Below are 24,946 nucleotides of genomic sequence, written 5' to 3' on the forward strand. Positions count from 1 at the left end.
CCATGGAACCGGCAATAGTGGTCGACGATCTGGTCGTCGACCGCGGGAAGCGGCGGGTGCTGCACGGAATCGGTTTCCGGGCCGCGCCCGGCTCGGTCGTGGGCCTGCTCGGCCCGAGCGGCTGCGGCAAGACCACGCTCATGCGGTGCCTGGTGGGCGTCCAGAAAGTCCGGTCGGGCACGGTCACGGTGCTGGGCGAGCCGGCCGGCAGCGCCTCCCTCCGCCGCCGGGTCGGCTACGTCACCCAGGCGCCCTCCGTCTACACCGACCTCACGGTGCGGGAGAACGCCCGCTACTTCGCCACCGTCCTCGGCGTCCCGGTGGCCGAGGCCGACCGCGCGGTCCGGAACGTCGGGCTGGAGAGCCACGCCGGTCAGCTGGTCGGCGCGCTCTCCGGCGGTCAGCGCACCCGGGCCTCGCTCGCGTGCGCGCTGGTGGGCCGGCCCGAGGTCCTGGTGCTCGACGAGCCGACCGTCGGTCTCGACCCGGTGTTGCGCCACGAGCTCTGGCAGCAGTTCCACGAGCTGGCCGCGGCCGGTACCGCGCTCGTCGTCTCCAGCCACGTGATGGACGAGGCCGGCCGGTGCGACCGGCTGCTGCTGATGCGTGAGGGCCGTCTCGTCGCCGACGACACCCCGGACGCGCTCCGCGCCGAGACCGGCACCGACGACCTCGAGGAAGCGTTCCTCCGCCTGATCCGCTCCGCGTCGATGGAGGTGGCCTGAGATGTCCCCCCGCGTCACCGCGGCGACGGCCCGCCGGGTGCTCACCCAGCTGCTGCGTGACCGCCGCACGGTCGCGATGCTGCTCGTCGTCCCGAGCGTCCTGATGGTGCTGCTGCGCTACGTCTTCAACAGCGAAGCGCTGTTCGACCGCCTCGCTCCGGCGCTGCTCGGCGTCTTCCCGTTCATCATCATGTTCCTGGTCACCAGCGTCGCGATGCTGCGGGAGCGCACCAGCGGCACGCTGGAGCGCCTGCTCACCACGCCACTGGGCAAGCTCGACCTGCTGCTCGGCTACGGGATCGCATTCGCGCTCGCGGCCGCCGTCCAGGCCACGGTGGCGTGCGCGACCGCGTACTGGCTGCTCGGGTTGGCGACGCGCGGCCAGGCCTGGCTGGTCGTCGTCATCGCGGTCGCCGACGCGGTGCTCGGCATGGCGCTCGGGCTGTGGGTCAGCGCGTTCGCCCGCACCGAGTTCCAGGCCGTGCAGTTCATGCCGGCGTTCGTGCTGCCCCAGCTCCTGCTCTGCGGGTTGTTCGCACCGCGCGAGGCGATGGCCGGTTGGCTCGAAGCGATCAGTAACGTGCTACCGATGAGTTATGCGGTGGACGCGCTCAACGAGGTCACCGCGCAGACCGACATCACCGGCGTGCTGGTGCGCGACATCGTCATCGTGAGCGGTGCGGCGCTCGCCGCGCTGGCGCTCGCGGCCGCGACCCTGCGGCGCCGCACAGAATAGGAACCGCACTGCATGGCACGGACCGGACGACGACCGGGCGGCGGTTCGGGGACGCAGGAGGCGATCCTCGACGCCGCCCGCGCCGCGTTCAGCGAAGCCGGTTACGACGGAGCGACGATCCGGGGCATCGCCGGCAAGGCCGCGGTCGACCCCGCGCTCGTGCACCACTACTACGGCACGAAGGAGCAGCTCTTCGTCGCGGCGATGGAGCTCCCGTTCGATCCGAGCGCGGTGCTCCCGGCGCTCCTCGAGCCCGGCCTGGACGGCATCGGCGAGCGGATCGTCCGGCTGATGGTGACGCTCTGGGACTCCGCCGGCGACTACAACCCGTTCGCCGCGCTGCTGCGTAGCGCGATGACCCAGGAGAAGGCGGCCACGATGTTCCGCGAGTTCGCCACCCGGGCGATCTTCGCGAACGTGGTCAAGGCGATCGACGCCGACCGGCCCGAGCTCCGCACCGGCCTGGTGGCATCCCAGATGGCCGGCCTGATCATGACCCGGTACCTGCTCAAGCTGCCCGCGATGGTGCAGGCCACTCCGGACGAACTCGTCGCCGGCATCGGCCCGACGCTGCAGCGCTACTTGACCGATCCGCTGGACCTGCCGAGCGGCTAGTGCGGGTCTAGGCTGCGGGCATGCCGACGATCGCCCAGTCCGAGCGCGCCGCCCTCGCCGACCTGTTCGAGGCCCTGGGCCCGGACGCCCCGACGCTCTGCGCCGGTTGGACCACCGCCGACCTGGCCGCTCACCTGGTCGTCCGGGAGCGACGCCCGGACAGCCTGCCGGGCGTCCGCCTCGCCGCGTTCGCCGGGTACACCGACCGCGTCCGGCTGAGCGCGCTGCGCGGGCGCGGCTTCGAGCGGCTGGTCCGGGAGCTCCGTTCCGGCCCGCCGCGGCTGAGCCCGTTCGGGCTCCCCGGGGTCGACGGGATCGCGAACACCGCGGAGATGTTCATCCACCACGAGGACGTCCGGCGGGCGCAGGACGGGTGGGAGCCGCGTCCGCTGGACCCGGCCGTCCAGAAAGAACTCTGGGGGACGCTGCGCGCGGCCAAGGTGCTGCTGCGATCCGCACCGGCCGGCGTGCGATTGGTGTCACCGGGCCACGGCGAGCGGATCGCCAAGGCGGGTGAGCCGATGCTGCGGGTGGCGGGCGAACCGGCCGAGCTGGTGCTGTTCTGTTTCGGCCGCCAGGAGCACGCCCGGGTGACGATCGAGGGTGACGAGGACGCGATCGCCCGGCTGCGCGGCAGCGACCTGGGGGTGTGACCGCCACCGGAAAACACGAGTCACCGGAATAGCCCCTGGTAACGTGCGTTTCCGGTGCCGGCGATCCGGGGGTTCGCCGGAGCCGCCGCTGGGCCCCGTTTTCCCGGACGATACCGTCGCCCCGCGGTTACCCGAGGTTGCCGTCGGCGCGGGGATCAACCGCCGGCCGGCGCCTCGCGGTCCGTCATGAGGAGAGGACCTTTCAGATGCAACCCGGTGACCGTTCGCGGACGTCCCTTGCCGGGTCCGACCCGTCGGGCCAGTCGGCCGAGGAGGTCGTCGACAACCTCTGGGCGGCCCTACAACGGAGCAAAGGACAGGAGTCTCGAGTGCCAGACGTCGACACGAGCGACCGGCCGGGTGACAGCACCCGCAGCACGCCGCCGGTGACGCCGGCTCAGCGCGGTCCCGGAGCGCCGGGCAGCAGTGCGTCCCCGTCGTCCTCCCCCGGCAGCTCGTCGAGCGGATCGTCGACCACGCCGGCCGGCGGCACCAGCACGCCGAGCCCGAACCCGACGTTCGGTTCCGGTTCGCCGGCCACGGGCACCCCGGGCCCGGGGTCGGCCGGGGCCGGCAGCCCCGGAACCGGATCGCCGGCCGGAGCGGGCGGTCCCGGCGCGGGATCGACGTCCGGAGCGGGCGGTCCCGGTGTCGGTGCGCCCGGGGCCGGTGCGCCCGGGGCCGGTACCTCCGGTGCGGGATCGACGTCCGGGGACGGCACCGCGGGCCTGGTGCCCGCCGGTCGTCCCGCCGGCGCCGGCGGAGCCCGCCCGGGCCTCAACGGCGGACGTGACGCCGGTGGCGCAGCCGCCCGCCCGGACGTCCAGCCGCTGCTGGAGGCCGAGTACGCGGCGACCGTGCGCGAACGGTGGTTCGGGGTGCAGTCGGCGTTCGTCGACGACCCGGAGAGCGCGGTGCGTGAGGCCAGCGTCGTGCTGGAGGACTCGATCGGCGAGATCGGGCGCGGCCTGGAGCGGCTGCGCCGATCGGTGACCGACGCCGCCGAGGCGGCCGACGGCACCGAGGACCTCCGCGTCGCCCTCCTCCGCCACCGCGAAGTGATCGGCCGGCTGCTGCAGCTCTGAGCGCACGACGAAGCCCCCGCCGAGGCGGGGGCTTCGTCGTGTCAGCGCACCGGGGTGCCGTCCGCGCGGAGGGCGGCTTTCACCTCGCCGATCGTGAGTTCCCCGAAGTGGAAGACGCTCGCGGCGAGGACGGCGTCGGCCCCGGCGGCGATCGCGGGCGGGAAGTGCTCGAGGGCCCCGGCGCCGCCGGACGCGATCACCGGCACGTCGACGACCGCGCGCACCGCGGTGATCAGCGGCAGGTCGTACCCGTCCTTCGTCCCGTCGCCGTCCATCGAGTTCAGCAGGATCTCGCCGACGCCGTACTCCTGGCCGCGGGCCGCCCACTCGACCGCGTCGATCCCGGTGCCCCGCCGGCCCCCGTGCGTCGTCACCTCGAAGCCGCTCGGCGTGGGCGGGCCGTCGACCACCCGCCGGGCGTCCACCGACAGCACGACGCACTGCGAGCCGAACCGCTCGGCCGCTTCACGCAGGAGTTCCGGCCGGGCGATCGCCGCGGTGTTGATGCCGACCTTGTCGGCGCCGGCCCGCAGGAGCGCGTCGACGTCGTCGGTGGTGCGTACCCCGCCACCGACGGTCAGCGGGATGAAGACCGTCTCGGCCGTGCGCCGCACCACGTCGTAGGTGGTCTCCCGCCCGGACGAGGACGCGGTGATGTCGAGGAACGTCAGCTCGTCGGCCCCGGCCGCGTCGTAGGCCCTGGCCAGCTCGACCGGGTCACCGGCGTCACGCAGCCGGGTGAAGTTGACGCCCTTGACGACCCGGCCCTTGTCGACGTCCAGACACGGGATGACCCGGACCGCGACCGTCATTCCGCGACCGCCGACAGCGCCTCGGGCAGCGTGAACGCCCCGGCGTAGAGCGCCTTGCCGACGATCGCGCCCTCGACGCCGATCGGCACCAGCGTCGCGAGCTCACGCAGGTCGTCCAGCGTGGACACCCCGCCGGACGCGATCACCGGCCGGTCGGTCGCCGCGCACACCGACTTCAGCAGCTCGACGTTCGGGCCGGTCAGCGTCCCGTCGCGGCGCACATCGGTGACGACGTAGCGCGCGCAGCCCTCGGCGTCGAGCCGGGCCAGCACCTCGAACAGCTCACCGCCGTCCTTCGTCCAGCCCCGCGCGGACAGCGTCGTGCCCCGGACGTCGAGGCCGACCGCGATCCGGTCGCCGTGCTCGGCGATGGCCTTGGCGCACCACTCGGGGTCCTCCAGCGCGGCGGTGCCGATGTTGACCCGCCGGCAGCCGGTGGCCAGCGCGGCACGCAGTGAGGCGTCGTCGCGGATGCCGCCGGAGAGCTCGACCTGCACGTCGAGCGCCCGGACGACCTCGGCCAGCTGGGCGGCGTTGGAGCCACGGCCGAACGCCGCGTCGAGGTCGACGAGGTGGATCCACTCGGCACCGTCGCGCTGCCAGGTGAGGGCGGCCTCCAGCGGGTCGCCGTACGACGTCTCGCTGCCGGCCTCCCCCTGCACCAGCCGGACGGCCTGGCCGTCGGCGACGTCGACCGCGGGGAGCAGCTCGAGCCTGGTCATATCTAGCGCACACTCCGGGAGTAATCAGTACGGGTCAGAGCAAGCAGGACCGGGGTCAGCAGTAACGCGAGAACGACCGCGCCGATCCGCAGGGCCCACGAGTCGATCGTGACGAACACGACGAGGATCAGGACGAGCAGGCCCATCGCGATCGCGGCGACCTGCGCGCGATCACGCCGCGAACGCATCTTTCCGGTGCGCCCCCGCCCGAGGAAGCCGCGCCCGGATCGTCCGCGCCCGGATCCGGGGCGACCGGACGCCGTGCGGCCGGGGAGCAGCGCGCGGACCGCACGGTAGGGGGCGGTGAGGATCGCCCGCCGCCGGGCGCGGCGCTCGGCCTCGCGCCGCAACCGCTCGGCCTCGGCCTCGCGTGCGGCCCGCGCCAGCGCGCGCGCCTTGCTGGTCATCGGGGTTCCGCCGTGGTCGTCATGACAACGCTCGTACCCAGTTCGCGAGCACCGCAGCACCGGCGTCGCCGGACTTCTCCGGGTGGAACTGGGTCGCCGCCACCGCGTCGCGTTCGATCGCGGCCAGGAACGGCTCGTCGTGGGTGGCGGTGGTGAGCACCCCGTCGACGCCGGACGCCGGGGCGGCGTAGGAGTGGACGAAGTAGAACCGCTCGTCCTCGACGCCACGGAAGAGCTGCGAGCCCGCGCCGACGTCGATCGTGTTCCAGCCCATGTGCGGGATACGCCGCGCGGTCAGCCGGGTGACACCACCGGCGAAGACACCCAGCCCGTGCGTGCGCACCCCGTGCTCGACGCCGTAGTCGAACAGCACCTGCATGCCGACGCAGATGCCGAGCACCGGCCGGGAATCGGCGACCCGCGCGTGGATGACCTCCTGCGCGCCGAGCTTCTCGATCCCGGCCATGACCGCCGCGAACGCCCCGACGCCGGGCACGACCAGTCCGTCGGCCTCGGCGGCGGCGGCTAGGTCGGGGGTGACCGTGACGTCGGCACCGGCCCGCTCGAGTGCCCGCTCGGCCGAGCGGAGGTTGCCCGACCCGTAGTCCAGTACGACGACCCGCGGGCTCATCCGGACAACCGCCCCTTCGTCGACGGGATGCCGCTCACCCGCGGGTCGAACGCGGTCGCGTCACGCAGCGCCCTGGCGACGGCCTTGAACTGCGACTCCGCGATGTGGTGCGGGTCGCGGCCGGAGCGGACGAGCACGTGCAGCGCGATCGAGGCGTTGTGGGTGAACGCCTCCCAGATGTGCCGGACCAGCGTCGCCGGGAAGGCGGGGCCGATCGTGGCCACCTCCATCACCGCGGGCTCCTCGTGCACCAGGTAGGGACGCCCGGCCAGGTCGACCGCGACCTGCACCAGGGCCTCGTCGAGCGGCACCAGCGCGTCGCCGAACCGGCGGATGCCGGCCTTGTCGCCGAGCGCCTGGTTGAACGCCTGCCCGAGCGCGATCGCGGTGTCTTCCACCGTGTGGTGCGCGTCGATGTGCAGGTCCCCGACGGTCTGCACGGTCAGGTCGAACCCGCCGTGCTTCCCGAGCTGGTTGAGCATGTGGTCGTAGAAGCCGACGCCGGTGGAGATGTCACACGTCCCCGACCCGTCGAGGTCGATCTCCACGAGTACCTTCGACTCGCCGGTCGCCCGCTCGATCCGCCCGGTGCGGCTCATGCTTCGCCTTTCGTGGTGGTGGCGGCGCCTTCGAGTGACTCGGTGAGGGCCGCGAGGAACGCGTCGGTCTCGGCCGGGGTGCCCGCGGTGACCCGCAGGTGGCCGGGCAGGCCGACGTCACGGATGAGGACCCCGTGCTCGAGCACCCGCTGCCAGACCGCTTTCTGGTCGCCGAGGCCACCGAACAGCACGAAGTTCGCGTCGCTGGGGACGACGTCGAGGCCGCGCGCGGTCAGCTCGGCGACGATCCGGTCGCGCTGCTCCTTGATCGCCTCGACCGTGGCGAGCAGCACGTCGGCGTGCGCGAGCGCCGCGCGGGCCGCGGCCTGGGTGATCGACGAGAGGTGGTAGGGCAACCGGACCAGCCGGATCGCGTCGACCACCGCCGGATCGGCGGCCAGATAACCGAGCCGGGCACCGGCCAGCGCGAACGCCTTGCTCATCGTGCGGGTGACGACCAGCCGGTGGCTCGCGCCGAGCAACGACAGCGCGCTCGGCGTGCCCTCGCGGGCGAACTCCGCGTAGGCCTCGTCGACGACGACGACGCCGCGGGCCGCGTCCAGCACGGCTTCGACGACGTCGAGCCCGAGCGCGGTACCGGTCGGGTTGTTCGGCGAGCAGAGGAACACGACGTCGGGGTCGTGGCGGCGCACGTCGGCGGCGGCGCTCTCCGCGTCGACCGAGAAGTCGGCGTTGCGCCGGCCGTCGATCCACGCGGTGCCGGTGCCCAGCGCCAGGATCGGGTGCATCGAGTACGCGGGCGTGAAGCCCAGCGCGGTGCGCCCGGGGCCGCCGAACACCTGCAGCAGCTCCTGCAGCACCTCGTTGGAGCCGTTGGCGGCCCAGAGATTGTGGACGGTGAGCCCGTGCCCGACGTAACGCGCCAGATCCTCGCGGAGCGCGACGGCCTCGCGGTCGGGGTACCGGTTGAGGCCGGCCGCCTCCGCGCGGACCGCGGCCACGATCGCCTCGACGACGACGTCGGGCACCGGATACGAGTTCTCGTTCGTGTTTAGCGCCACCGGGACGTCCAGCTGCGGCGCACCGTACGGCTCGCTGCCCTTGAGTTCGTCGCGGATCGGGAGTTCGGCGAGCGTCACGCTGCGGCCCGCCCACCGCCCGTCGGGGCCGGGAGCGCTCATCGGGCGAACCTGGCCCGGACGGCCGCGCCGTGCGCCGGGAGGTCCTCGGCGTCGGCGAGCGTCGTGACGTGACCGGCCACCTCGCGCAGTGCCTCCTCGGTGTACTCCACGACGTGGACACCACGCAGGAACGTCTGCACCGACAGCCCGGACGAATGCCGCGCGCAGCCGCCGGTGGGCAGCACGTGGTTGGACCCCGCGCAGTAGTCGCCGAGCGACACCGGCGACCAGGGCCCGACGAAGATCGCGCCGGCGTTGCGGACCCGCGCGGCGACCGCAGCGGCGTCGGCGGTCTGGATCTCCAGGTGCTCGGCGGCGTAGGCGTCGACGACACGAAGGCCCTGCTCCAGGTCGTCGACGAGCACGACGCCCGACTGCGGCCCGGAGAGCGCGGCTCGCACCCGCTCGACGTGCTTGGTGACCGCCACCTGCCGGACGACCTCGGCCTCGACCGCGTCGGCCAGTTCGGTGGACGCGGTGACCAGCACCGACGCGGCGGCCGGGTCGTGCTCGGCCTGGCTGATCAGGTCGGCGGCGACGTGCACCGGATCGGCGGTGTCGTCGGCGAGCACGGCGATCTCGGTGGTGCCGGCCTCCGAGTCGATGCCGATGATCCCGCGCAGCAGCCGCTTCGCCGCGGTGACGTAGATGTTGCCGGGGCCGGTGACGACGTCGACCGGCTCGACCGGGCTCGCGCCGTCGCCGGCGTCGGCGAGCCCGTACGCGAACACCGCGATCGCCTGCGCGCCGCCGACCGCGTACACCTCGTCGACGCCGAGCAGCGCGCAGGCCGCCAGGATCGTCGGGTGGGGCAGGCCGCCGAACTCCTTCTGCGGCGGCGACGCGACGGCCAGCGACGGGACCCCGGCCTCCTGGGCCGGCACCACGTTCATCACGACGCTGGACGGGTAGACGGCCAGGCCGCCGGGAACGTAGAGGCCGACGCGGCCGGCCGGCACGAACCGCTCGGTGACGGTGCCGCCGGGCACGACCCGGGTGGTGACGTCGGTGCGCCGCTGATCGGCGTGGACCAGCCGGGCGCGCCGGATCGACTCGCGCAGCGCCGCGCGCACACCGTCGTCGAGGCCCGCTTCGGCCGCCGCGATCGCCTCGGCCGGCACGCGGACGCCGGTGGCCTCCACGCCGTCGAACCGGCGGGTCGCGTCGAGCACGGCGGGCAGGCCGTCGCGATGAATCGCCGACACGACCGGCCGGACCCGTTCGACGGCGGAGTCGACGTCGAAGGCGGCGCGGGGCAGTACTCCCCGCAGGTCGGCGGTGCTGCGATCGGCAGCGGTCCCGCGGAGGTCGATTCGGGTCAGCACGGGTAAGAGTCTACGGAGCGGCCCGACAGGTTTTGCCCGGTGGTGACGCGGCCAACCGACCCGCCTACCCCGAACTGATTGTGGTAACCGACGCAGCGCACGATTTCAGCGCGCACGCTTGCGGCCGCGCTCCTACGCTGGGGACGTGGCCGAGATCATCCCGCTGTTTCCGCTCGGCACCGTCCTGTTCCCGGGAGTGGTGCTCCCGCTGCACATCTTCGAGCCCCGGTACCGGGCGTTGATCCGCGATCTGATGACGGCCGACACCCGGTCCCGTCAGTTCGGGGTGTGTGCGATCCGGCAGGGCTGGGAGGTCGGCGAGGACGCCGTGACCGCTCTGTACGACGTGGGCTGCACGGCGGAGCTCCGGCAGGTCCACCCTTACCGCGACGGGCGGTTCGACGTGGTGAACGTCGGCCGGGACCGGTTCCGGCTGCTGGAGGTACTGCCGTCCGACGGTGACGTGCCCTACCTCCGCGCGCGGATCGAGCGGCTGCCGGAGGTGACGGCCGAGGCCCCCGCGGACGAGGAGGCCGAGGTGCTGGCGGCCGGGGTGCGCGAGGTGTTCGCCCGCTGCCGCACGCTCCTGCACGCGACGCTGCGCGCCGGCGAGGACCGCGCGGCCCGCGACGACGACGGCCACCCCGTGCTGCCTGCCCTCCCGCTGCCCAACGACCCGTCGATGCTGTCGTACCTGGTCGGGTCAGCCGCACCGCTGACGCTCGACGACCAGCAGAGCCTGCTGGCGATCGACGAGCCGGTGAGCCGGCTGCGCCGAGAGCTGCGGTTGCTGAAGCGGGAAGCCACCATGCTCTCGCGGCTGCACGCGGTGCCGGTGCCGCTCGCGGAGCTCCAGGTCGTGCAGTCCCCCAACTGAACCGTCACTGGTCCGGCGGGCGGGCTCCCCAGTGGCGTCCGTGCGCGCGGTTGAGCGTCGGGTCGGCTTTCAGATCGGGGTAACGCGACCAGGCGGCCACCAGCACGTACCCGAGCACCGCGACGAGCGGCTCGAGGAACAGCAGGCCGCGGGCGTCCAACTCCACCGGCATCGTGAACTCGCGGCCCGGCGCGGCGGTCTGCAGCAGCGACTCGTACTCCGACTGCCCGACCCAGACGCCGAACTTCCAGCTGATCCACGCGGCCGCGAGGCCGCCCGCGGCCAGCCCGATCAGCACGATCGGCCCGCGGCGGCGGCGGATCACGTAGGCGATCGGGCCGGCGAGCAGGCCGGCCGCGAGCGCCAGCCCGCCGAAGGTCGCCTGCTGACCGACCGAGGACTCGCCGTAGTACTCGGCGAGGATCGGCCCGTTCGCCGTCATCAGCACCGGCACGTGCGGCCCGATCCAGGACCAGAGGGCCCCGGTGCCGACCCCGGTCGCGGCGACCACCAGGGCCAGGATCACGGCCGCGACCACGTCGCCCCAGGCCACCGAGGCGCGCAGGCCGGCCAGGAGGGCCGCGGGCGAGAGGGCCACCGGGTCGTCGGGCTCGTCGTCGGCACCGTGCCGGCGACGGTTCACCGGCACGAGCTCCGCGCCGGTGTTTCTGCTCGGGTCGGGACTCGTGTACTGGCCGGGGCCGGCGCTCGGGCCGGTGTTCGGGCCGGTGTTCGGGCTGGGGCCGGTGTTCGGGCCGATCAGGTAGCGGCCGGTGTCGGGGGCGCTGCCGGGATTTTCCGGCTGGGCCGGGCCGGGCGGGTGCGCGGGCGGCGGGGTCACGCCGTCCGACGGCCTCGGCGATTCCTGGCGCACACGTCAACCATAGTGCTCAACGTCCCCAACCCTGGACGAGGGCGGCGGACGCATCCAGCCAGGCGCGGCGGGTGACGTCCGCGATCTGGGAGAACGCGATCGTCGACCCGGACTCCAGCGCCGGGTCGTAGGGAATGACGGCGACCGCCCGGGTGCGCTGGGCGAAGTGCTCCACCAACTCCTCGAGCAGCGGAGAACGGATCGGGCTGGGGCAGCTCAGCACCGTGACCGCGTCGGCGACCAGGTCGGCGTGGCCGTCCGCCTCGAGCAGGTCGAGCATCCAGTCGGCGGTGAACGCCGCGTCCTCGCGGGGCAGCGTCGTGACCACCATCCGGTCGCTCTGCTGGATCACGGTCTTCCAGTTCGCGCTCTCGACGTTGTTCCCGGTGTCGACGCACACGATGTCGTACGCGCTGGTCAGCAACTTCATCAGGCGCTCGACGACGTCGGGGTTGAGGTGCCTGGCGACCCGCGGGTCCTCGTCGCCGGCCAGGACGTCGAACGACCCGTCGGACGAGTGGCGCAAGTAGTTCTCCAACACGTCCTGGACGGGTTGCCCCTGCGCGATCGCGGTCTCGACGCCCGGCAGATCACCGATCAGGTGCTTGATCGTCCGGGCGTGCCGTGCGGTGCCCGCGCGCAACCCGAGCGTGCCGCGCAGCTCGTTGTCGTCCCAGGCCAGCACCCCGCCGCCGCGCACGCTGCCGAGCGTCGCGGCGGCCAGCACGGTGGCGGTGGTCTTGTGGACGCCGCCCTTGGGGTTGACGAACGCCACCGCTTTCGACGAACCGACGTCGGCCCGGACCATCTCGAGCGCCTGCGGGATCGGCACCGTGCCCACGAGCGCCGGCGGTAACGGCGGCGCGACCGGCTGGGCCGGAGGCCGGGGTACCTCGCCGACCCGCTGCGCCGGCGGCACCGGCGTCGGCGCGGGAGGCGGCGGGAGCAGCGGAGGCACGAGCGGTGGCGCGGAACCCGCCGGGCGCGGCCGGCTGCGCGACCGGCCGAGTAACGCGCGCCAGCTCCGGACCGCTTCGCCCCGGTCGGCGGGCTCAGTGGGCCCCACCGGCACCTCCCGTTCGGACGCTTCGTGCGGTCAGCTCACCGCAAGACTACGTATCTTCTGCCCCGTTGTGCTCGTCGGTCGCGATCTCCTCGCTCATCCGGCGAGATCCGCGGTGTACGGAAACGTCTTCACGAACGGGTACTCGACCGTGTCGGACAGATCGTGCAGCTCTCGGTGGCCCGGCAGCCGGGTGTACCCGAGCCGGGCGTAGAACCGGTGGGCGTCGGCGAAGCGGGTGTCGGTCCACAGCTCCAGCTGACGCACGCCGCGAGCGAGGGCGTCGTCCTCCACCAGCGAGGTGAGCACCTCACCGAGCCCGTGCCGGCGCGCGGCCGCCCCGACGTAGAGGCTCTTGAGCTCGGCCGTGTCGTCGGGACCGGGCCGGAGGGCGATCGAGCCGACGATCGCGCCGCGCAGCTCCGCCACCCACATCCGCCCGCCGTTGGCGGCGTAGTAGCTACCCGGCGCCCGCAGCCACGGTTCCTCGCCGTCGATGTCGAGGACGCAGCCGGGGTACTCGCCCCAGGTGGTGCCGATCAGCTCGATCAGCCCCGCCGAGTCGGCGTCGGTGACCGGCCGGACAAGCGGGAGATCCTTGCGCATCTCGACGTGCCGGATGCCGGCCTCCTCGAACTCCGGCCCGGCCGTCGTGTAGCCGGCCTTCTCGTAGAACGCGGCGGCGTGCAGCTGCGCGTGGAGCACGATCTCCGGGTTGCCCCGGCGCATCGCGGCCCGCTCGAGGCCGCGGAGCACCGCCGTGCCCACCCCGGCGCGCCGGGCGTCGGCGCGGACGGCCATCCGCCCGACCCGGCCGGGCCCCGGTGGTTCGCCGACCAGCCGGCCGGTGCCGACCAGCCGGGGCTGGGCTCCGGCCGGGGCCGCCGGATCGGCCTCGTAGGCGCCGACGTGCACCGCGGTCTCGTCGAGCTCGTCACGCTCGATGTCGACCGGCACCCCCTGACCGACGACGAAGACTTCGTGACGCAGCGCGAACACGGCAGGCAACTCCGCACGGGCCGCCACCGTCACCCAGAGTGATCCGAGAGGGGTCTTCATGTGCATGCTCGAGAGCCTTCCTGAGTGGGCGGGGTGGGGCGCGGAACGACGTTCGGGTCGGTGCGGCTCAGCCGGCGGCCGTCGGGGACGGCGTCGTGCTCGGGCCGGCTGAATTATCGGACGGCGGACCGACAGTTCCGGATTGCTCCGGCAGCAACGGCACGAACGTCGCCCGATCCAACCGGGTGACCTCGGGCGCCGGATCGATCACCCGGATCCCCGGCCGCTGAGCCAGTGCCCGCAGCCGGTCGGGCGCCGCGCGGACCACGGCCGCGTACACGCACGCGCACAGCTGCCGGTAGGCGGCCGCCTCCCGGCGCTGCACGTCGGCCGCCGCCGTGTAGACCGCGGTCAGGTCGGGCGTCGCGGCGGACTTCGCTGCGGTGGCGGCGTCCGCGGCGGCCCGCTCCTTGTCCGACGCGGTCCGGTTCATCCCGGCCGGCACGTCCACGGCCAGCCGGTCGACGACGAGCGTCACCAGCTGGGTCTGGACGCCCGGGAGAGGGACCCGGGCCACCACCCGGTTCACCGTGTACCCGTCGAGCAGCGCCGGCAGGGCGTCCGGCCGCTGGTAGGCCGCCAGCCCGACCAACGCCCAGACCGGCTTCCCGGCCGGCAGGGCAGCCAGCTCGGCCGACGCCGCCGACCGGTAGGCGTCGACTACCTGGCCGTCGGCCGGCCCGACCCGCGGCACGTTCCCGACCGTGTCGTCGAAGGGCGCCGTCCGGGTTCCCGCCCGGTAGGCGGCGACGACGAGCGCCGCCACCAGCACGAACGTGATCAGCGCGGTCCACGACCGGGACAGCCGGAGAGCCCCGCGGCGGAGCCGGAGCAGTACGGCTCTCACGACTCCGCGCGGACCGTGTCCAGCGCCGCCTGCAGGTCGGCCGGGTACTCGCTGGTGAACTCGACCCACTCGCCGGTGTCGGGGTGGTCGAAGCCGAGCCGCATCGCGTGCAGCCACTGCCGGGTGAGCCCGAGCCGGGCCGACAGCGTGGGGTCGGCGCCGTAGGTCAGGTCCCCGACGCACGGGTGACGCAGGGCCGAGAAGTGCACCCGGATCTGGTGGGTACGACCGGTCTCCAACGTCACCTCGAGCAGCGACGCCGCCCGGAAGGCCTCCAGCGTGTCGTAGTGGGTGACGCTCGGCTTGCCGCCGGCCACCACCGCGAACCGCCAGTCCGACGAGGGGTGCCGGTCGATCGGCGCGTCGATCGTGCCGCGCGACGGGTCGGGATGGCCCTGCACCAGCGCGTGGTAGACCTTGCTGACCTCCCGCTCCTTGAACGCCCGCTTGAGCAGCGTGTACGCGCGCTCGCTGGTGGCCAGCACCATCAAGCCGGTGGTTCCGGCGTCGAGCCGGTGCACGACGCCCTGCCGCTCGGCCGCGCCGGACGTGGCGATGCGGTAGCCCATGGCCGCGACGCCACCGACCACCGTGGGGCCGGTCCAGCCGGGGCTCGGGTGCGCGGCGACCCCGACCGGTTTGTCGACGACGACGATGTGGTCGTCGGAGTACACGACGCGCAGACCGGGAACGGGCTCCGGGTTCGCGGTCGGCGGTGCGGGCGGCGCGGGCAGCGTCACGTCGAGCCAGGCTCCCCCGGAGACCCGGTCGGACTTCGCGGCCGGAGAGCCGTCGAGGTACACGTCACCGGACTCGATCACGCCGGCGGCCACGGTGCGCGACAGGCCGAACAAGCGGGCAAGCGCGGCGTCCAGGCGCATTCCCTCCAGCCCGTCGGGGACCGGAAGGGAACGGTGCTCGCCGGGGACGACTTCAGTCATCCCTCAATTGTGCCCCGGCGGGTCTTCGGCCACCGAAGCCCGCCCGGCCTTCGTCGCTCGCGAACCGTCGATCCGGCGCCCGGTCAGCTCCATCCCCACCAGGATCGCGACGCCGACGCACAGGCACGCGTCGGCGATGTTGAACACCGGCCACGGCGGGTCGAACGGGTCGACGATCGCGAAGAAGTCGACGACCCCACCGCCGGTACGGAACAGCCGATCGACGACGTTCCCGCAGGCCCCACCCAGGATCAGACCGAGGGCGACCGCCCAGCCGGTGGAGGCCAGCCGCCGCGCGCTGCGGATGATGACCAGGATGACGACGAGCGCGATCGCGGTCAGGACGTAGGTGTAGCTCGAGCCGAGCGAGAACGCCGCGCCCGTGTTCCGGGTGTGCACCAGGTAGAGGACGTCGGGTAGAAGCTGGACCGGCGGATGGCCGGTGTCTTCGAGCTCCGCGACGACGAGCAGCTTGCTGCCCAGGTCGAGCGCCAGGGCGACGAGCGCCACGACCGCGAACGTCCACCGTCCACGGGTGGTGGAGGGCGCACTGTTCGCGCGCGTCGCAGTGCCTGTGGGCGTCGCGGTGCCCGTGGGCGCGGTCGTCGCGTCCGGCTCGGCGGATTCCGTGTTCAGCGGCGTTCTTCGATCTGCTTGCAGCTCACGCACAGCGTCACGCTCGGGAAGGCCTCGAGCCGGGCCGTCGGGATCGGGTTGCCGCACCGCTCGCACGAGCCGTACTTGCCCTCGGCCAGCCGCGCCAGCGCGTGCTCCACCTGCTGGACGCGTTCACGCAGCCCGTGGACGAGCGACAGCTCCTGCTCGCGCTCGAACGTCTTGGTGCCCGTGTCGGCCTGGTCGTCGCCCGCCCCGTCGGCCACCCGGCTGCGCTGAAGGTCGGTCAGCGCGACGACCGCCTCGTCGTACTCGGTGGTGAGCTCGTGCAGCCGCGCCTCGAGGACGCTGCGCAGCTCCTCGTGCCGACCGTCGGCGGCCGGACCCGCCGCGGCCTTCCGGCCCGACGCGGGTGCCGCGGACTCGGATTTGGCCCGGGTCCGCGGAGCAGGTGCCTCCGCCGCCGTGCCGCCCGCCGCCGCGGTACGCGTCGTCCGGCGGGTGCCGGTCTTCGCCGCCGCCCGACGTGGGGTCTCCTTCGTGGCCTTCGCCTGCTCGGCCATACGCGGCCACCTCCGCCCAGGTTCGCCGTGCCTAGCCCGGCGGTTGGTCAGAGCGCTCAGGATACGTAGCCGATGCCCGCCCGACAATGCGACGCGCACCAATGCTGACGCCGTACACGCTCGTGTCGGCGAACAGCCTCCGTCAGTTGGCGCCTGTTCGCACTGTGAGTCTTCTCTCACATACCGTGACGAACGGGATTCTCAAACCTGGAGGGCTTCAGTCCGCACGCAGAGCGGCCAGTCTCGACGCCGCATCCGGCGGGGCCGGGGACAGCGCGATCAGCTTGTCCCGGCTGGTCCGACCGGCGAGCAGGGTGGCGCGCGACGGGCGGACCCCGAAGGCCTCGGCCACGGCGTCGAGCACCGCCCGGGTCGCCCGGCCCTCGACCGCACGGGCGGTGACCGCGACGACGAGCGCGGAGCCGTGCGAGCCGCCGACCCGAGGCCGCGAGGCACCGGGCTTCACCCGGACCGGAACAACGAAGTGGTCGGGCTCGCCCTTACGCTGTGTCACCGACGAAGGGTGACGAGGAGTCGAGTCGCCGCGGCGCACCGACTACACGGAGTGAACCCCAGATCGATCGCGGTGCCTGCGGTCAGCTGGGTGGTGGTCCGGTTGTCGAGCTGGGGGCAGGGTTCGAGGTGGTAGCGGGGCCGCCCGTCGACGACGAGGACCGGCTCTTCCGCCCCGGCGAGCTTCTTCTTCTCCGAGGAGAGCAGAAGCTCAGCGGCAGGTTCCGGGTCGGTGTCGTCCCCGGTCGGGCTCGGGAAGGTGCCACCGGGCGAAGATCCCGAAGGTGTCGCAGCGGGCCCAGCGGGCGATCCACTCGCCCCGGAGGGCGAAGCGCTCCGCGCGGAGGGTGAATCGCTCGGCCCGGAGGCCGAAGCGCTCTGGGCGGGGGCCGCGGCGCCAAGTGGCGTGGTCGACCCGGCTCGCGGGGATGACGCGGGGTTCGCAGCGCTGGGATCGCCCCCGGGCGCCGAGTAGCCGGTGTTCGAAGCGGTGGGCGCGCCGCCCGACGGCGGGTACCCGGCACTTGGAGCAGTGGGCGCGCTGCCCGGCGCCGAGTAGCCGGCGCTCGCGGCGGTCGATGAGGTGTTCGGAGCCGCGTACGCGCTGTTCGGCGGGGCGGAGGCGAAGGCGCTCGGTGCTTCCGGCTCGCGCGGGGCGGGCGTTTCGGCGGGCCCGGGCTGGTCGCCACCTCCGAACCAGCGGGATTCGGCCGCTGCGCGGGCCGGGCTCGGTCGGGAGGCAGGATCGGCCGGAGCTTCGGCGCGATTCGTCGCCTCGGTCCGGGCCGACGGGATCGTGAACGGCTCGGTGACGGGTTCGGTCTCCCCCGAAGCCTCCGGCCCCCATTCCGCACGCCGCGCAGCTTCCGCCCGCCGCTCGGACTCGGCCCGACGCGCGGCTTCCGCTCGTCGCTCGGACTCACCTCGGCGTTCCGCTTCGGCCCGCCGCTCGGACTCCGCTCGCCGCTCAGCCTCGATCCGACGCTCCGACTCGATCCGACGCTCCGACTCGGCCCGCCGCTCGGACTCGGCCCAGCGATCATCCTGGACCGACCGCTCGGCCCCGCCCCGGCGATCGGGCTCCGGTCGACGACTACCCTCACCACCACGGCCAGCCGCGCGACCCCGATCCGGCTCGCCACCACGGCCAGCCTCGTGACCCCGATCCGGCTCACCACCGCGACCCGGCTCACCACGACGACCACGATCGGCCTCGCCACTGCGGCCAGCGCCGCGACCGCGATCGATCTCACCATCACGGCCCGGCTCACCACCGCGGCCAACCCCATGGCCCCAATCCGCCGCGCCACCACGGCCCGGCTCACCACCACGGCCCGACTCCGCGCCACGACGGCCTGGCTCACCACCACGGCCCGGCTCACCACCACGGCCCGGCTCCGCACCACGACCAGCCCCATGACCACGCTCGGCCTCGCCACCGCGGGTCGGCTCGCCGCGGTAGCCCGGCTCGCGACCCCGGCCGGCCTCGCCGACACGGCCACCGTCACGGCCACGGGTCCCACCATCACGACCCGACCCACCATCACGACCAGACCCGTTGCGGCTGGGTTCGCCTCGGCGGCCTGGGTCGCCGCCGCGGGTGGGATCGTCGGCGTGCGTGGGGGCGGTGCGGCGGTCGGGCGCGGGACTCTGGGGCGGGGAGTCCGGTTCCACGCGGGTGGAGGACACCAGTAGCACCGGCTGGGCATCCAGGACGACGGTGTCGGTGGGCTCGCCCTCGCCCGTCTGCTCGGCGTCGGGTGGGAAGTTGGAGGTGGGCGTGTCGATGACCTCGGCCACGACGTCCGCGTCGGTGACCACGACCGTTTCGGCGGTCTCGGAGGTCACCCGCTCGGCGGCGGTGGCCCGGGCCTCGTTGATCACGTCCGCGGGCACCGCGTACATGTCCCGGTCGCGCTCGGGCCGGATCGTCCCGCGCTGCTGCCCCGGATACGGCTGCCCCGGTGATTGCCCCGGCCGACCGGCCCGCGACGGTCCGGACGCATGCGGCCCACCCGAAGGAGTCCCCGCCGCATGAGGCCCACCCACATGCGGCCCAGCGGCGCTCGGCCCGGAGGCGTGTGGCCCAGAAGGATGCGGCCCAAAAGAGTGCGAGCCCGGCGATTGCGATCCAGCCGCATGCGGCCCGGAAGAATGTGAGCCCGGCGCCTGCGACCCGGAGGAAGGCGACCCGGAGGAAGGCGGCGGTGCCGAGCGCGCCCGAGGATGGCCCCCGAACTGCTGGTCTTCCGTCGACGGCCGGGTCGGAACCCCGTGGCCGATATCGCCAGGGTTCGGGCGCCCGGACCCGTAGCCCCGGTCGCCGACGTCACCCTCGCGGGGGTGCGGCGGCCGGTGCCCACCCGTGGGCTGGTGCACCGAAGAGGGCGAGACGGGCCGCCCCGGAACCTGCTGTTGCCGGTTGTGCCGCGCGGCCTCCGCCCAGGGGTCGGACGGCCGGGAAGTGTGCCCGGATGCACCCGACGAAGCGTGCGCGGGCCCACCCGAAGTCTGCCCGCCCCCACTCGACCCCGCGTGCGAAGGCCCGCCCGGACCCGCATGCCCGGCCCCACCCGAAGCCGCGTGCGCGGGCCCACCCGAAGTCGAGCGCGCCTGCGCCGCCGCCGGTTGCTGGTCGGCGCGCCGGTACGGCTCGTGGCGATAGTCGGGCCGGTACTCCTCGTGCGACCGCGGCGGTGCCGGCCGGCTCGGCTGCTCCGCCCGCGTCGCGTACTCGGGCCGCCCCTGGTGATCGGGCCGCCCCTGGTGATCGGACCACCCGCCGCGCTCGGCCCGGCCGGAGAGGTCCGGCCGACCCGGAGAGACAGGACGCTCCGACGAAGGAGGCCGGTACTGCTGGTCGTCCGGACGCCGAGCGTCGGGACGGAAAGACGCGTCCGGAGCCGACCGCTGATCGGCCGGCTCCTCCACGGCGATGAGCCGCTCCGCTTTGACCCGTAACAGCGCCGGAGCCGCGCTCGTCTCCGGCTCTCCGGGCGCAGCCGCTGCTGCCACACGGGCGCGTTGCCGGCGGATGCCGAACGCCAGGAACACGCCCGCGAGCAGACAGGTTGCGATGGAGGCCAGAACGAAGCCATCACTCGTCTGCACGACCCCCGCGCCCAATAGCACGGCTGACGCGCAGACGAAGAGAAGGCTGACGATGATCACGGCTTAGCGGAATCCTGGCGGCCCATGGCGGCCCAGGGTCAGCGACCGTGGGTGTCGGCGATGTCCCCGGAGCGCGGCAGGCCACTGTGCGGCCCGCCGAACGCACCGGAAAGGCTGGACGTGCCGACGCCCTCGCGGCTGATCTCGGCCTCGGTGGCCTGACCGCGCGCCTCGAGGTCGCGCAGCTGGCTCTCCAGGTAGGCCTTCAGACGGGTGCGGTACTCGCGCTCGAACGCCTTGAGCTGCTCGATGTGCTTCTGCAGCGCGGTGCGCTTGGCCTCGAGGCCACCCATGGCCTCCTGGTGACGCTGACGCGCGTCGCGCTCGAGGGCCTCGGCCTTCGCCCGGGCATCCCGGGTGAGCTCCTCGGCGTTGGCGCGGGCCTCGGAGAGCAGCTTGTCGGCCTCGCGGCGCGCGTCGGCGACGTGGTCGTCGGCGGTGCGCTGCGCGAGCATCAGCACGCGGAGGGCCTTCTCGCCCTGGTCGTCGCCGCCGCCACCCGGCACGGCGGGCAGGGCACCGCTGGTGACCTGGCTCTGCGCGCTCTGGGCCTGCTGCTGCGCCGCCGCGGCGGCCTGCTTGGCCTGCTGGGTCTCCTGACGGAGACGCTCGACCTGGTTCTTGAGCTCGCCGTTCTCGGCGTGCAGCCGACGGACGTCGGGGTCGCCGCCGGCCGGTGCCACGGGCGCCGCCGCCGGACCACCGGTACGGCCCCGCTCCACCTGAGCCTTGAGGTCGTTGTTCTCCTCGATCAGCCGGGCGAGCTCCCGCTCCACCTCGTCGAGGAAGGCGTCGACATCGTCCTCGTCGTAACCGCGCTTGCCGATCGGCGGTTTCTTGAAGACGACGTTATGAACGTCGGCGGGGGTCAGCGGCATCGAAACTCCTCCGGACACATCTGGGTGGCTGGACGGCGTGCGGTCAGTATGCCGTCTCGGACAGCCGTCGGACCACGCTCATGAGGATGGTGACGATCATGAGCAGCAACAGGAAACCGAGGTCGAGGCTAACGCTTCCGATCCTCAGCGGGGGGATCACCCGACGCAGCGCCTTGAGTGGCGGATCGGTAGTGCTGTAAACGACCTCGAGCGCCGCGGACGCTGCGCGGCCCGGCCGCCAGCGTCGAGCGAAGACAAGCACGTACTCCGCCACAAGTCGCCCAAGCAGTACCAAAAGGAACAAGTAGAGCAGCAGATAGGCAAGCTGCCACACGAGCAACACGGAGTACGTCGTCCTTAGCTCTGGTTGAAGAAGCCGCCCTCGGCGATCCGAGCCTTTTCCTCCGCGGTGACGGTGACGTTGGCCGGCGAGAGCAGGAAGACCCTGTTGGTCACACGCTCGATGCTACCGCGCAGGCCGAAGGTGAGTCCGGCCGCGAAGTCAACCAGTCGCTTGGCATCCGCCTCATCCATTTCGGTGAGGTTCAGGATCACCGGAATGTGATTGCGGAACTGCTCTCCGATCATCCGCGCTTCGTTGTAGTTCGTCGGATGAAGCGTGGTGATCCGATACGACGTCTCTTCGGGCTCGCTCACGTCACTCACCACCGCCCTCTCGCGAAGTGACAACTGCGGCGCGAGTGCGAGGTTGTCGTGGGTCGGCGGCGCCGGCGTAACCGGAACACGGCTGACCGGCCGGGCCGGAGTGCGCTCCAGGCGCGTGGGCCGGGGCGCAGGCTCCTCGAACTCGTCCTCATAGGTATCGAGATCGTCATCCGCATAGCGTCGATCGTCGAAGCGCCGCGACTCATACCGACCGTCCTCGTACGGACCGTCCTCGTAGCGCGGGTCGTCCTCGACGAGGCCGAGCCAGACGCCTGCCTTCCGCCATGCACCCATGGAGCGCCCCCTCCTCCTCGTCGGCGATAGATACGACCGAACTAAATGACACCCGTGTGATTCCGCTTTTTCAAGGCCTCACACTACCGTGTCCGGACACTCGTTTCCCGAGCAAAGCCGATCCGACACGCACATGAGTCGCTCCGTGTCGCACAGCCGACTCCAGATCCCCGCTCATGCCCGCCGAAATCCACGTCGCGTCCTCGTGGTCGTTGCGGAGAGCGACGCTCACGTCGGCCAGCCGGGCGAAGGCCGCGTCGGGATCGGCGCCTAACGGCGCGACGGCCATCAGCCCGACGAGACGGAGCGAGCCCGACGCGGCCACCTCGGACGCCAGCGACGCCACCGCGGACGGCGCGACACCGCCCCGCCCGGCCGACGAGCCCTCGTCCAGGTCCACTTGGAGCAGAACGTCCAGCGGATTCTCCCGGTGACGCGAGGCCGCGCCGGCCAGCGCGGTCACCAGCTCGGGCCGGTCGACGCTGTGCACGACGTCGGCGTAGCGCACCACCGAACGCGCCTTGTTGCGCTGCAGCTGCCCCACGAAGTGCCAGCGCACGTCCAGGGACGCGAGCGACGCGAACTTCGCCCGGGCCTCCTGGTCCTTGTTCTCGGCCACGTCGCGCACACCGAGTGAGGCCAGCGCCGCGACGTCGGACGCCGGCCACGTCTTGGTGACCGCGATCAACGTCACACCGGCCGGGTCGCGCCCCGCGTCCGCACAGGCGGCAGCGATGCGCTCCCTGACGTCGGCCAGACCGGCCGCGAGTTCCGCCCGCCGTTCCGCCGACGCTTCCGGCGGAACGGCTTCCGACGAAGAACTCACGCGCCGTTCTTGAGGAAGTCGGGGACGTCGACGTCGTCGAAGATGACGCGCTTGGGCTGCGGAGCGGGCTCCGGCGCCGGCGGCTGCGGAGCGGGAGCCGGGGCCGGCGCCGCCGAGACGGGCTGGTTGGCCGGCTGCCGCGGCGCGTAGCCGGACTGGTCGGTGTAGCGCTGCTGGTGCTGCTCGGCGTAGCTGACCCGGGTCGTCGCCGCCCGGTACGCCGGTGCGCCGCTGTCGAACCCGGCCGCGATGACCGTCACGCGCACCTCGTCGCCGAGCGCGTCGTCGATGACGGTACCGAAGATGATGTTCGCGTCCTGGTGCGCGGCGTCCGCGACCAGCGATGCGGCTTCGTTGATCTCGAACAGGCCCAGGTCGGACCCACCGGCGATGGAGAGCAGCACGCCGTGCGCACCCTCCATGCTGGCCTCCAGCAGCGGGCTGGAGATGGCGGCCTCGGCGGCCTCGACGGCGCGGTTCTCTCCGCGCGCACTCCCTATTCCCATCAACGCCGACCCGGCCCCGCTCATGACGCTCTTCACGTCGGCGAAGTCCAGGTTGATCAGACCCGGCGTGGTGATCAGGTCGGTGATGCCCTGAACACCCTGCAGCAACACCTGGTCGGCCATCTTGAACGCGTCCATCATGCTGATGTCGCGGTCGCCCAGGGAGAGCAGGCGGTCGTTCGGGATGACGATCAGCGTGTCGCACTCGTTGCGCAGGTCGTCGATACCGGTCTCGGCCTGCACCGCGCGACGGCGGCCCTCGAACGCGAACGGCCGGGTGACCACGCCGATGGTCAGCGCGCCGAGCTTGCGCGCGATGCTGGCCACGACCGGCGCGCCGCCGGTGCCCGTGCCGCCACCCTCGCCGGCGGTGACGAACACCATGTCCGCGCCTTTGAGGACCTCTTCGATCTCGTCCTTGTGATCCTCGGCGGCCTTCCGGCCGACGTCGGGGTTCGCGCCCGCGCCGAGGCCCCGCGTGAGTTCGCGGCCGACGTCGAGCTTGACGTCGGCGTCGCTCATCAGCAGTGCTTGAGCGTCGGTGTTGATCGCGATGAATTCGACCCCTTTGAGGCCCACCTCGATCATCCGGTTGACGGCGTTGACACCGCCGCCGCCGATGCCGACGACCTTGATGACCGCCAGGTAGTTGTGCGGAGGTGTCATCGGTGTGCCTTCCTAGTGAGCATGGTCCCGTGAGCGATGGAGGCCAGCGTCACGTGGCCGAACTCTCACCCTCTAGTAGAGCGTTACTGTTATGTCAAGTGTTGATGTAGTCGGACGGTAGGCGTCTGCGCGGCCGTGATTCAAGCAGCCACGCGGGCGTGTCTCGTGAGGATCGCCGCGCCCGCCCCTATCCGACCATCAATGCCACATTGTTCCCTAGAAGAGATAAATGTCCAAAGTGATCGTTGTTGACCGGTCTCAACCGGTCGGCGAGGTCAAGCCTTACGCAACAGGAGAACGGTCCGCCACCCCGTGCGGTTCCGCCACTCCAGTTATAGCGCGAAACTCAACTAACGAACCGTAACGACATCCGGAGCGCTGACGTCGATCCGCTTCCCCGACTCCTCCAGCAGCGCGGTAGCGATCTTCGCCTTGCGCGGACTGTCGGCCGATGTGCCCCAGAACACCATCCGCCCGTCGGTGAGCCGCACCTCGACCCGCTGCGAGCTCGCCGCGACCACGATCGACGTCAACTCGCGCAGGTCGGGCGTGAGGGCACTCGCGACGGTCAACGCGGCCCGGGTCGAAGGATCGCCGGCCTTCGGATCGGACACCCGGATCAGCGGCAGCCCCGCCGGCCGGCTCGTGACCGTCCGGAACGGAAAGCCCCCCGGGTCGAGCAGGACGAAGTTGCGCCCGCGCCCGGCCACGGCCACCGCCTGACGCTCGGCGATCGTCACCACCACCGTGTTCGGCCACGCCCGCTGCACCTGGACCGACGCGACCGCGGGCAACGCCCCGATCCGGCCGGCCGCCGCGGCGGTGTCCAACCGGGCCAGCGGCGTCCCGACCGGGATCGCGGCGGCGCGGGCGATCTGCTCGGTGGTGACGGTGCGCTCGCCCCGCACGGAGATCGTGCGGACGCCGAGCAGCGCCGAACCCAGCAACGCCCAGACCGCCACCGACGAGACCGCGACCACCGCGGCGACGAGCGCGTACGGCGCCACCGCACGCAGACCGCGACGACTACGCCGCAGCGCCCGCCGGCTCCCGGCCCGCGCCGAAGGGTTGACCGCGTCCCGGCGGAGCCGCCAGCGCCGCGCCGGACGATCGGCTTTGCCGGTCACGCTCGCCT

At 72.8% G+C, this 24,946-nt stretch carries 28 protein-coding genes and 1 pseudogene; 7 read left to right on the forward strand and 22 right to left on the reverse strand.

All coding sequences use genetic code 11. The annotated features are described in order from the left end of the window. The first annotated feature begins 2 nt into the window (after positions 1-2). The 4 genes from CRYAR_RS32465 to CRYAR_RS32480 are packed head-to-tail and all read left to right on the forward strand — an operon-like array spanning position 3 to position 2,729. The gene (locus CRYAR_RS32465) at positions 3-725 is read left to right on the forward strand and encodes an ABC transporter ATP-binding protein (RefSeq protein WP_035857037.1); all 723 of its coding nucleotides are present in this window, start codon (positions 3-5) and stop codon (positions 723-725) included. Between the two features lies 1 nt (position 726). After that, entirely contained in the window at positions 727-1,461 is a 735-nt protein-coding gene (locus tag CRYAR_RS32470; RefSeq protein ID WP_035857038.1) for an ABC transporter permease, read from the forward strand. 12 nt (positions 1,462-1,473) lie between these two features. Beyond that, the gene (locus tag CRYAR_RS32475) at positions 1,474-2,076 is read left to right on the forward strand and encodes a TetR/AcrR family transcriptional regulator (RefSeq protein ID WP_035857039.1); all 603 of its coding nucleotides are present in this window, start codon (positions 1,474-1,476) and stop codon (positions 2,074-2,076) included. A gap of 20 nt (positions 2,077-2,096) precedes the next feature. Then, on the forward strand, positions 2,097-2,729 hold the full coding sequence (locus tag CRYAR_RS32480) for a TIGR03085 family metal-binding protein (protein WP_035857040.1): 633 nt from the start codon (positions 2,097-2,099) through the stop codon (positions 2,727-2,729). Positions 2,730-3,126: 397 nt separating this feature from the next. Here the strand turns inward: CRYAR_RS32480 and CRYAR_RS32485 are convergent, their stop codons facing one another. Continuing rightward, a complete protein-coding gene (locus CRYAR_RS32485) occupies positions 3,127-3,450 on the reverse strand; it encodes a hypothetical protein (RefSeq protein ID WP_035857042.1) in 324 nt (107 codons plus the stop codon). 10 nt (positions 3,451-3,460) lie between these two features. On the opposite strand from CRYAR_RS32485, the gene CRYAR_RS43940 reads away from it, so the two are divergent. Continuing rightward, positions 3,461-3,814, forward strand: coding sequence for a hypothetical protein (locus CRYAR_RS43940; RefSeq protein ID WP_051571240.1), 354 nt, complete (start codon positions 3,461-3,463; stop codon positions 3,812-3,814). A 41-nt stretch (positions 3,815-3,855) separates the two neighbouring features. Here CRYAR_RS43940 and hisF read toward each other — a convergent pair whose 3' ends face one another. From hisF to hisD, 7 genes are read right to left on the reverse strand one after another with little or no spacing between them, the layout of a single operon-like run. Beyond that, positions 3,856-4,626, reverse strand: coding sequence for an imidazole glycerol phosphate synthase subunit HisF (hisF, locus tag CRYAR_RS32495; RefSeq protein ID WP_035857043.1), 771 nt, complete (start codon positions 4,624-4,626; stop codon positions 3,856-3,858). Continuing rightward, complete coding sequence (gene priA, locus CRYAR_RS32500; protein WP_035857044.1) at positions 4,623-5,348, reverse strand: bifunctional 1-(5-phosphoribosyl)-5-((5-phosphoribosylamino)methylideneamino)imidazole-4-carboxamide isomerase/phosphoribosylanthranilate isomerase PriA; 726 nt, start codon at positions 5,346-5,348, stop codon at positions 4,623-4,625. Before priA ends, hisF begins: the two co-directional genes overlap by 4 nt. A gap of 2 nt (positions 5,349-5,350) precedes the next feature. Then, positions 5,351-5,755: a hypothetical protein gene (locus CRYAR_RS32505; RefSeq protein ID WP_035857045.1), complete on the reverse strand. Its 405-nt coding sequence runs from the start codon at positions 5,753-5,755 to the stop codon at positions 5,351-5,353. 19 nt (positions 5,756-5,774) lie between these two features. Further along, entirely contained in the window at positions 5,775-6,386 is a 612-nt protein-coding gene (gene hisH, locus CRYAR_RS32510) for an imidazole glycerol phosphate synthase subunit HisH (protein ID WP_035857047.1), read from the reverse strand. Continuing rightward, positions 6,383-6,985, reverse strand: coding sequence for an imidazoleglycerol-phosphate dehydratase HisB (gene hisB, locus CRYAR_RS32515; protein WP_035857048.1), 603 nt, complete (start codon positions 6,983-6,985; stop codon positions 6,383-6,385). Before hisB ends, hisH begins: the two co-directional genes overlap by 4 nt. Further along, entirely contained in the window at positions 6,982-8,127 is a 1,146-nt protein-coding gene (locus CRYAR_RS32520; protein ID WP_051571241.1) for a histidinol-phosphate transaminase, read from the reverse strand. Before CRYAR_RS32520 ends, hisB begins: the two co-directional genes overlap by 4 nt. Then, positions 8,124-9,452: a histidinol dehydrogenase gene (gene hisD / locus CRYAR_RS32525; RefSeq protein ID WP_035857050.1), complete on the reverse strand. Its 1,329-nt coding sequence runs from the start codon at positions 9,450-9,452 to the stop codon at positions 8,124-8,126. The genes CRYAR_RS32520 and hisD overlap by 4 nt, the downstream gene beginning before the upstream one ends. A gap of 145 nt (positions 9,453-9,597) precedes the next feature. Between hisD and CRYAR_RS32530 the strand changes: the two genes are divergently transcribed. Continuing rightward, the gene (locus CRYAR_RS32530) at positions 9,598-10,329 is read left to right on the forward strand and encodes an LON peptidase substrate-binding domain-containing protein (RefSeq protein ID WP_035868569.1); all 732 of its coding nucleotides are present in this window, start codon (positions 9,598-9,600) and stop codon (positions 10,327-10,329) included. A 4-nt stretch (positions 10,330-10,333) separates the two neighbouring features. Here the strand turns inward: CRYAR_RS32530 and CRYAR_RS43945 are convergent, their stop codons facing one another. The 8 genes and pseudogenes from CRYAR_RS43945 to CRYAR_RS32570 form a co-directional block, all read right to left on the reverse strand. After that, positions 10,334-11,203 carry a DUF2567 domain-containing protein gene (locus CRYAR_RS43945; protein WP_211247749.1) on the reverse strand — a complete coding sequence of 290 codons (870 nt, stop codon included), beginning with the start codon at positions 11,201-11,203 and terminating at the stop codon, positions 10,334-10,336. A gap of 16 nt (positions 11,204-11,219) precedes the next feature. Continuing rightward, positions 11,220-12,269, reverse strand: a complete 1,050-nt coding sequence (locus CRYAR_RS32540) for a MinD/ParA family ATP-binding protein (protein WP_051571243.1) — start codon at positions 12,267-12,269, stop codon at positions 11,220-11,222. Positions 12,270-12,362: 93 nt separating this feature from the next. Next, positions 12,363-13,325: a GNAT family N-acetyltransferase gene (locus CRYAR_RS46225; protein WP_084702009.1), complete on the reverse strand. Its 963-nt coding sequence runs from the start codon at positions 13,323-13,325 to the stop codon at positions 12,363-12,365. 67 nt (positions 13,326-13,392) lie between these two features. Further along, positions 13,393-14,172, reverse strand: coding sequence for a hypothetical protein (locus CRYAR_RS32550; RefSeq protein ID WP_051571244.1), 780 nt, complete (start codon positions 14,170-14,172; stop codon positions 13,393-13,395). Further along, a complete protein-coding gene (locus CRYAR_RS32555) occupies positions 14,169-15,113 on the reverse strand; it encodes an RluA family pseudouridine synthase (RefSeq protein ID WP_035857051.1) in 945 nt (314 codons plus the stop codon). Before CRYAR_RS32555 ends, CRYAR_RS32550 begins: the two co-directional genes overlap by 4 nt. A 3-nt stretch (positions 15,114-15,116) precedes the next feature. Beyond that, positions 15,117-15,623, reverse strand: coding sequence for a signal peptidase II (gene lspA, locus CRYAR_RS32560; RefSeq protein WP_035857052.1), 507 nt, complete (start codon positions 15,621-15,623; stop codon positions 15,117-15,119). Between the two features lie 122 nt (positions 15,624-15,745). Then, positions 15,746-16,147 (reverse strand): annotated as a pseudogene (locus CRYAR_RS51010) (TraR/DksA family transcriptional regulator); the annotation flags it as partial. A 361-nt stretch (positions 16,148-16,508) separates the two neighbouring features. Next, on the reverse strand, positions 16,509-16,805 hold the full coding sequence (locus tag CRYAR_RS32570; protein WP_051571245.1) for a DUF167 domain-containing protein: 297 nt from the start codon (positions 16,803-16,805) through the stop codon (positions 16,509-16,511). 1,154 nt (positions 16,806-17,959) lie between these two features. Here CRYAR_RS32570 and CRYAR_RS43955 point away from each other — a divergent pair. Further along, a complete protein-coding gene (locus CRYAR_RS43955) occupies positions 17,960-18,499 on the forward strand; it encodes a hypothetical protein (protein WP_051571246.1) in 540 nt (179 codons plus the stop codon). A 1,514-nt stretch (positions 18,500-20,013) separates the two neighbouring features. On the opposite strand, the gene CRYAR_RS32580 is transcribed toward CRYAR_RS43955, so the two are convergent. From CRYAR_RS32580 to CRYAR_RS32605, 6 genes are all read right to left on the reverse strand, one after another. Then, a complete protein-coding gene (locus CRYAR_RS32580; RefSeq protein WP_035857055.1) occupies positions 20,014-20,853 on the reverse strand; it encodes a DivIVA domain-containing protein in 840 nt (279 codons plus the stop codon). Positions 20,854-20,896: 43 nt separating this feature from the next. After that, a complete protein-coding gene (locus tag CRYAR_RS32585) occupies positions 20,897-21,196 on the reverse strand; it encodes a YggT family protein (protein ID WP_035857056.1) in 300 nt (99 codons plus the stop codon). Positions 21,197-21,210: 14 nt separating this feature from the next. Next, positions 21,211-21,813 (reverse strand): cell division protein SepF, encoded by a 603-nt coding sequence (locus CRYAR_RS32590; RefSeq protein WP_035857057.1) that lies wholly within the window; start codon positions 21,811-21,813, stop codon positions 21,211-21,213. A gap of 70 nt (positions 21,814-21,883) precedes the next feature. Beyond that, entirely contained in the window at positions 21,884-22,639 is a 756-nt protein-coding gene (locus CRYAR_RS32595) for a YggS family pyridoxal phosphate-dependent enzyme (RefSeq protein ID WP_035857058.1), read from the reverse strand. Further along, positions 22,636-23,811, reverse strand: a complete 1,176-nt coding sequence (ftsZ, locus tag CRYAR_RS32600) for a cell division protein FtsZ (RefSeq protein WP_035857059.1) — start codon at positions 23,809-23,811, stop codon at positions 22,636-22,638. The genes CRYAR_RS32595 and ftsZ overlap by 4 nt, the downstream gene beginning before the upstream one ends. 350 nt (positions 23,812-24,161) lie before the next feature. Further along, the gene (locus CRYAR_RS32605) at positions 24,162-24,938 is read right to left on the reverse strand and encodes a cell division protein FtsQ/DivIB (RefSeq protein WP_035857060.1); all 777 of its coding nucleotides are present in this window, start codon (positions 24,936-24,938) and stop codon (positions 24,162-24,164) included. Between the last annotated feature and the right edge of the window lie 8 nt (positions 24,939-24,946).

The organism is Cryptosporangium arvum DSM 44712, assembly GCF_000585375.1.
Taxonomy (GTDB): Bacteria; Actinomycetota; Actinomycetes; order Mycobacteriales; family Cryptosporangiaceae; genus Cryptosporangium; species Cryptosporangium arvum.

What these genes read in the sequence shown, in the direction of transcription:
- CRYAR_RS32475 (WP_035857039.1), top strand. Translation starts at nt 1,474, where the DNA reads ATGGCACGGACCGGACGACGACCGGGCGGCGGTTCGGGGACGCAGGAG.
- CRYAR_RS32465 (WP_035857037.1), top strand. Translation starts at nt 3, where the DNA reads ATGGAACCGGCAATAGTGGTCGACGATCTGGTCGTCGACCGCGGGAAG.
- hisB (WP_035857048.1), bottom strand. Translation starts at nt 6,985, where the DNA reads ATGAGCCGCACCGGGCGGATCGAGCGGGCGACCGGCGAGTCGAAGGTA.
- CRYAR_RS32505 (WP_035857045.1), bottom strand. Translation starts at nt 5,755, where the DNA reads ATGACCAGCAAGGCGCGCGCGCTGGCGCGGGCCGCACGCGAGGCCGAG.
- CRYAR_RS32580 (WP_035857055.1), bottom strand. Translation starts at nt 20,853, where the DNA reads ATGCCGCTGACCCCCGCCGACGTTCATAACGTCGTCTTCAAGAAACCG.
- CRYAR_RS32470 (WP_035857038.1), top strand. Translation starts at nt 727, where the DNA reads ATGTCCCCCCGCGTCACCGCGGCGACGGCCCGCCGGGTGCTCACCCAG.
- hisH (WP_035857047.1), bottom strand. Translation starts at nt 6,386, where the DNA reads ATGAGCCCGCGGGTCGTCGTACTGGACTACGGGTCGGGCAACCTCCGC.
- ftsZ (WP_035857059.1), bottom strand. Translation starts at nt 23,811, where the DNA reads ATGACACCTCCGCACAACTACCTGGCGGTCATCAAGGTCGTCGGCATC.
- CRYAR_RS46225 (WP_084702009.1), bottom strand. Translation starts at nt 13,325, where the DNA reads ATGAAGACCCCTCTCGGATCACTCTGGGTGACGGTGGCGGCCCGTGCG.
- hisF (WP_035857043.1), bottom strand. Translation starts at nt 4,626, where the DNA reads ATGACGGTCGCGGTCCGGGTCATCCCGTGTCTGGACGTCGACAAGGGC.
- CRYAR_RS32555 (WP_035857051.1), bottom strand. Translation starts at nt 15,113, where the DNA reads ATGACTGAAGTCGTCCCCGGCGAGCACCGTTCCCTTCCGGTCCCCGAC.
- CRYAR_RS32480 (WP_035857040.1), top strand. Translation starts at nt 2,097, where the DNA reads ATGCCGACGATCGCCCAGTCCGAGCGCGCCGCCCTCGCCGACCTGTTC.
- CRYAR_RS32590 (WP_035857057.1), bottom strand. Translation starts at nt 21,813, where the DNA reads ATGGGTGCATGGCGGAAGGCAGGCGTCTGGCTCGGCCTCGTCGAGGAC.
- CRYAR_RS32520 (WP_051571241.1), bottom strand. Translation starts at nt 8,127, where the DNA reads ATGAGCGCTCCCGGCCCCGACGGGCGGTGGGCGGGCCGCAGCGTGACG.
- priA (WP_035857044.1), bottom strand. Translation starts at nt 5,348, where the DNA reads ATGACCAGGCTCGAGCTGCTCCCCGCGGTCGACGTCGCCGACGGCCAG.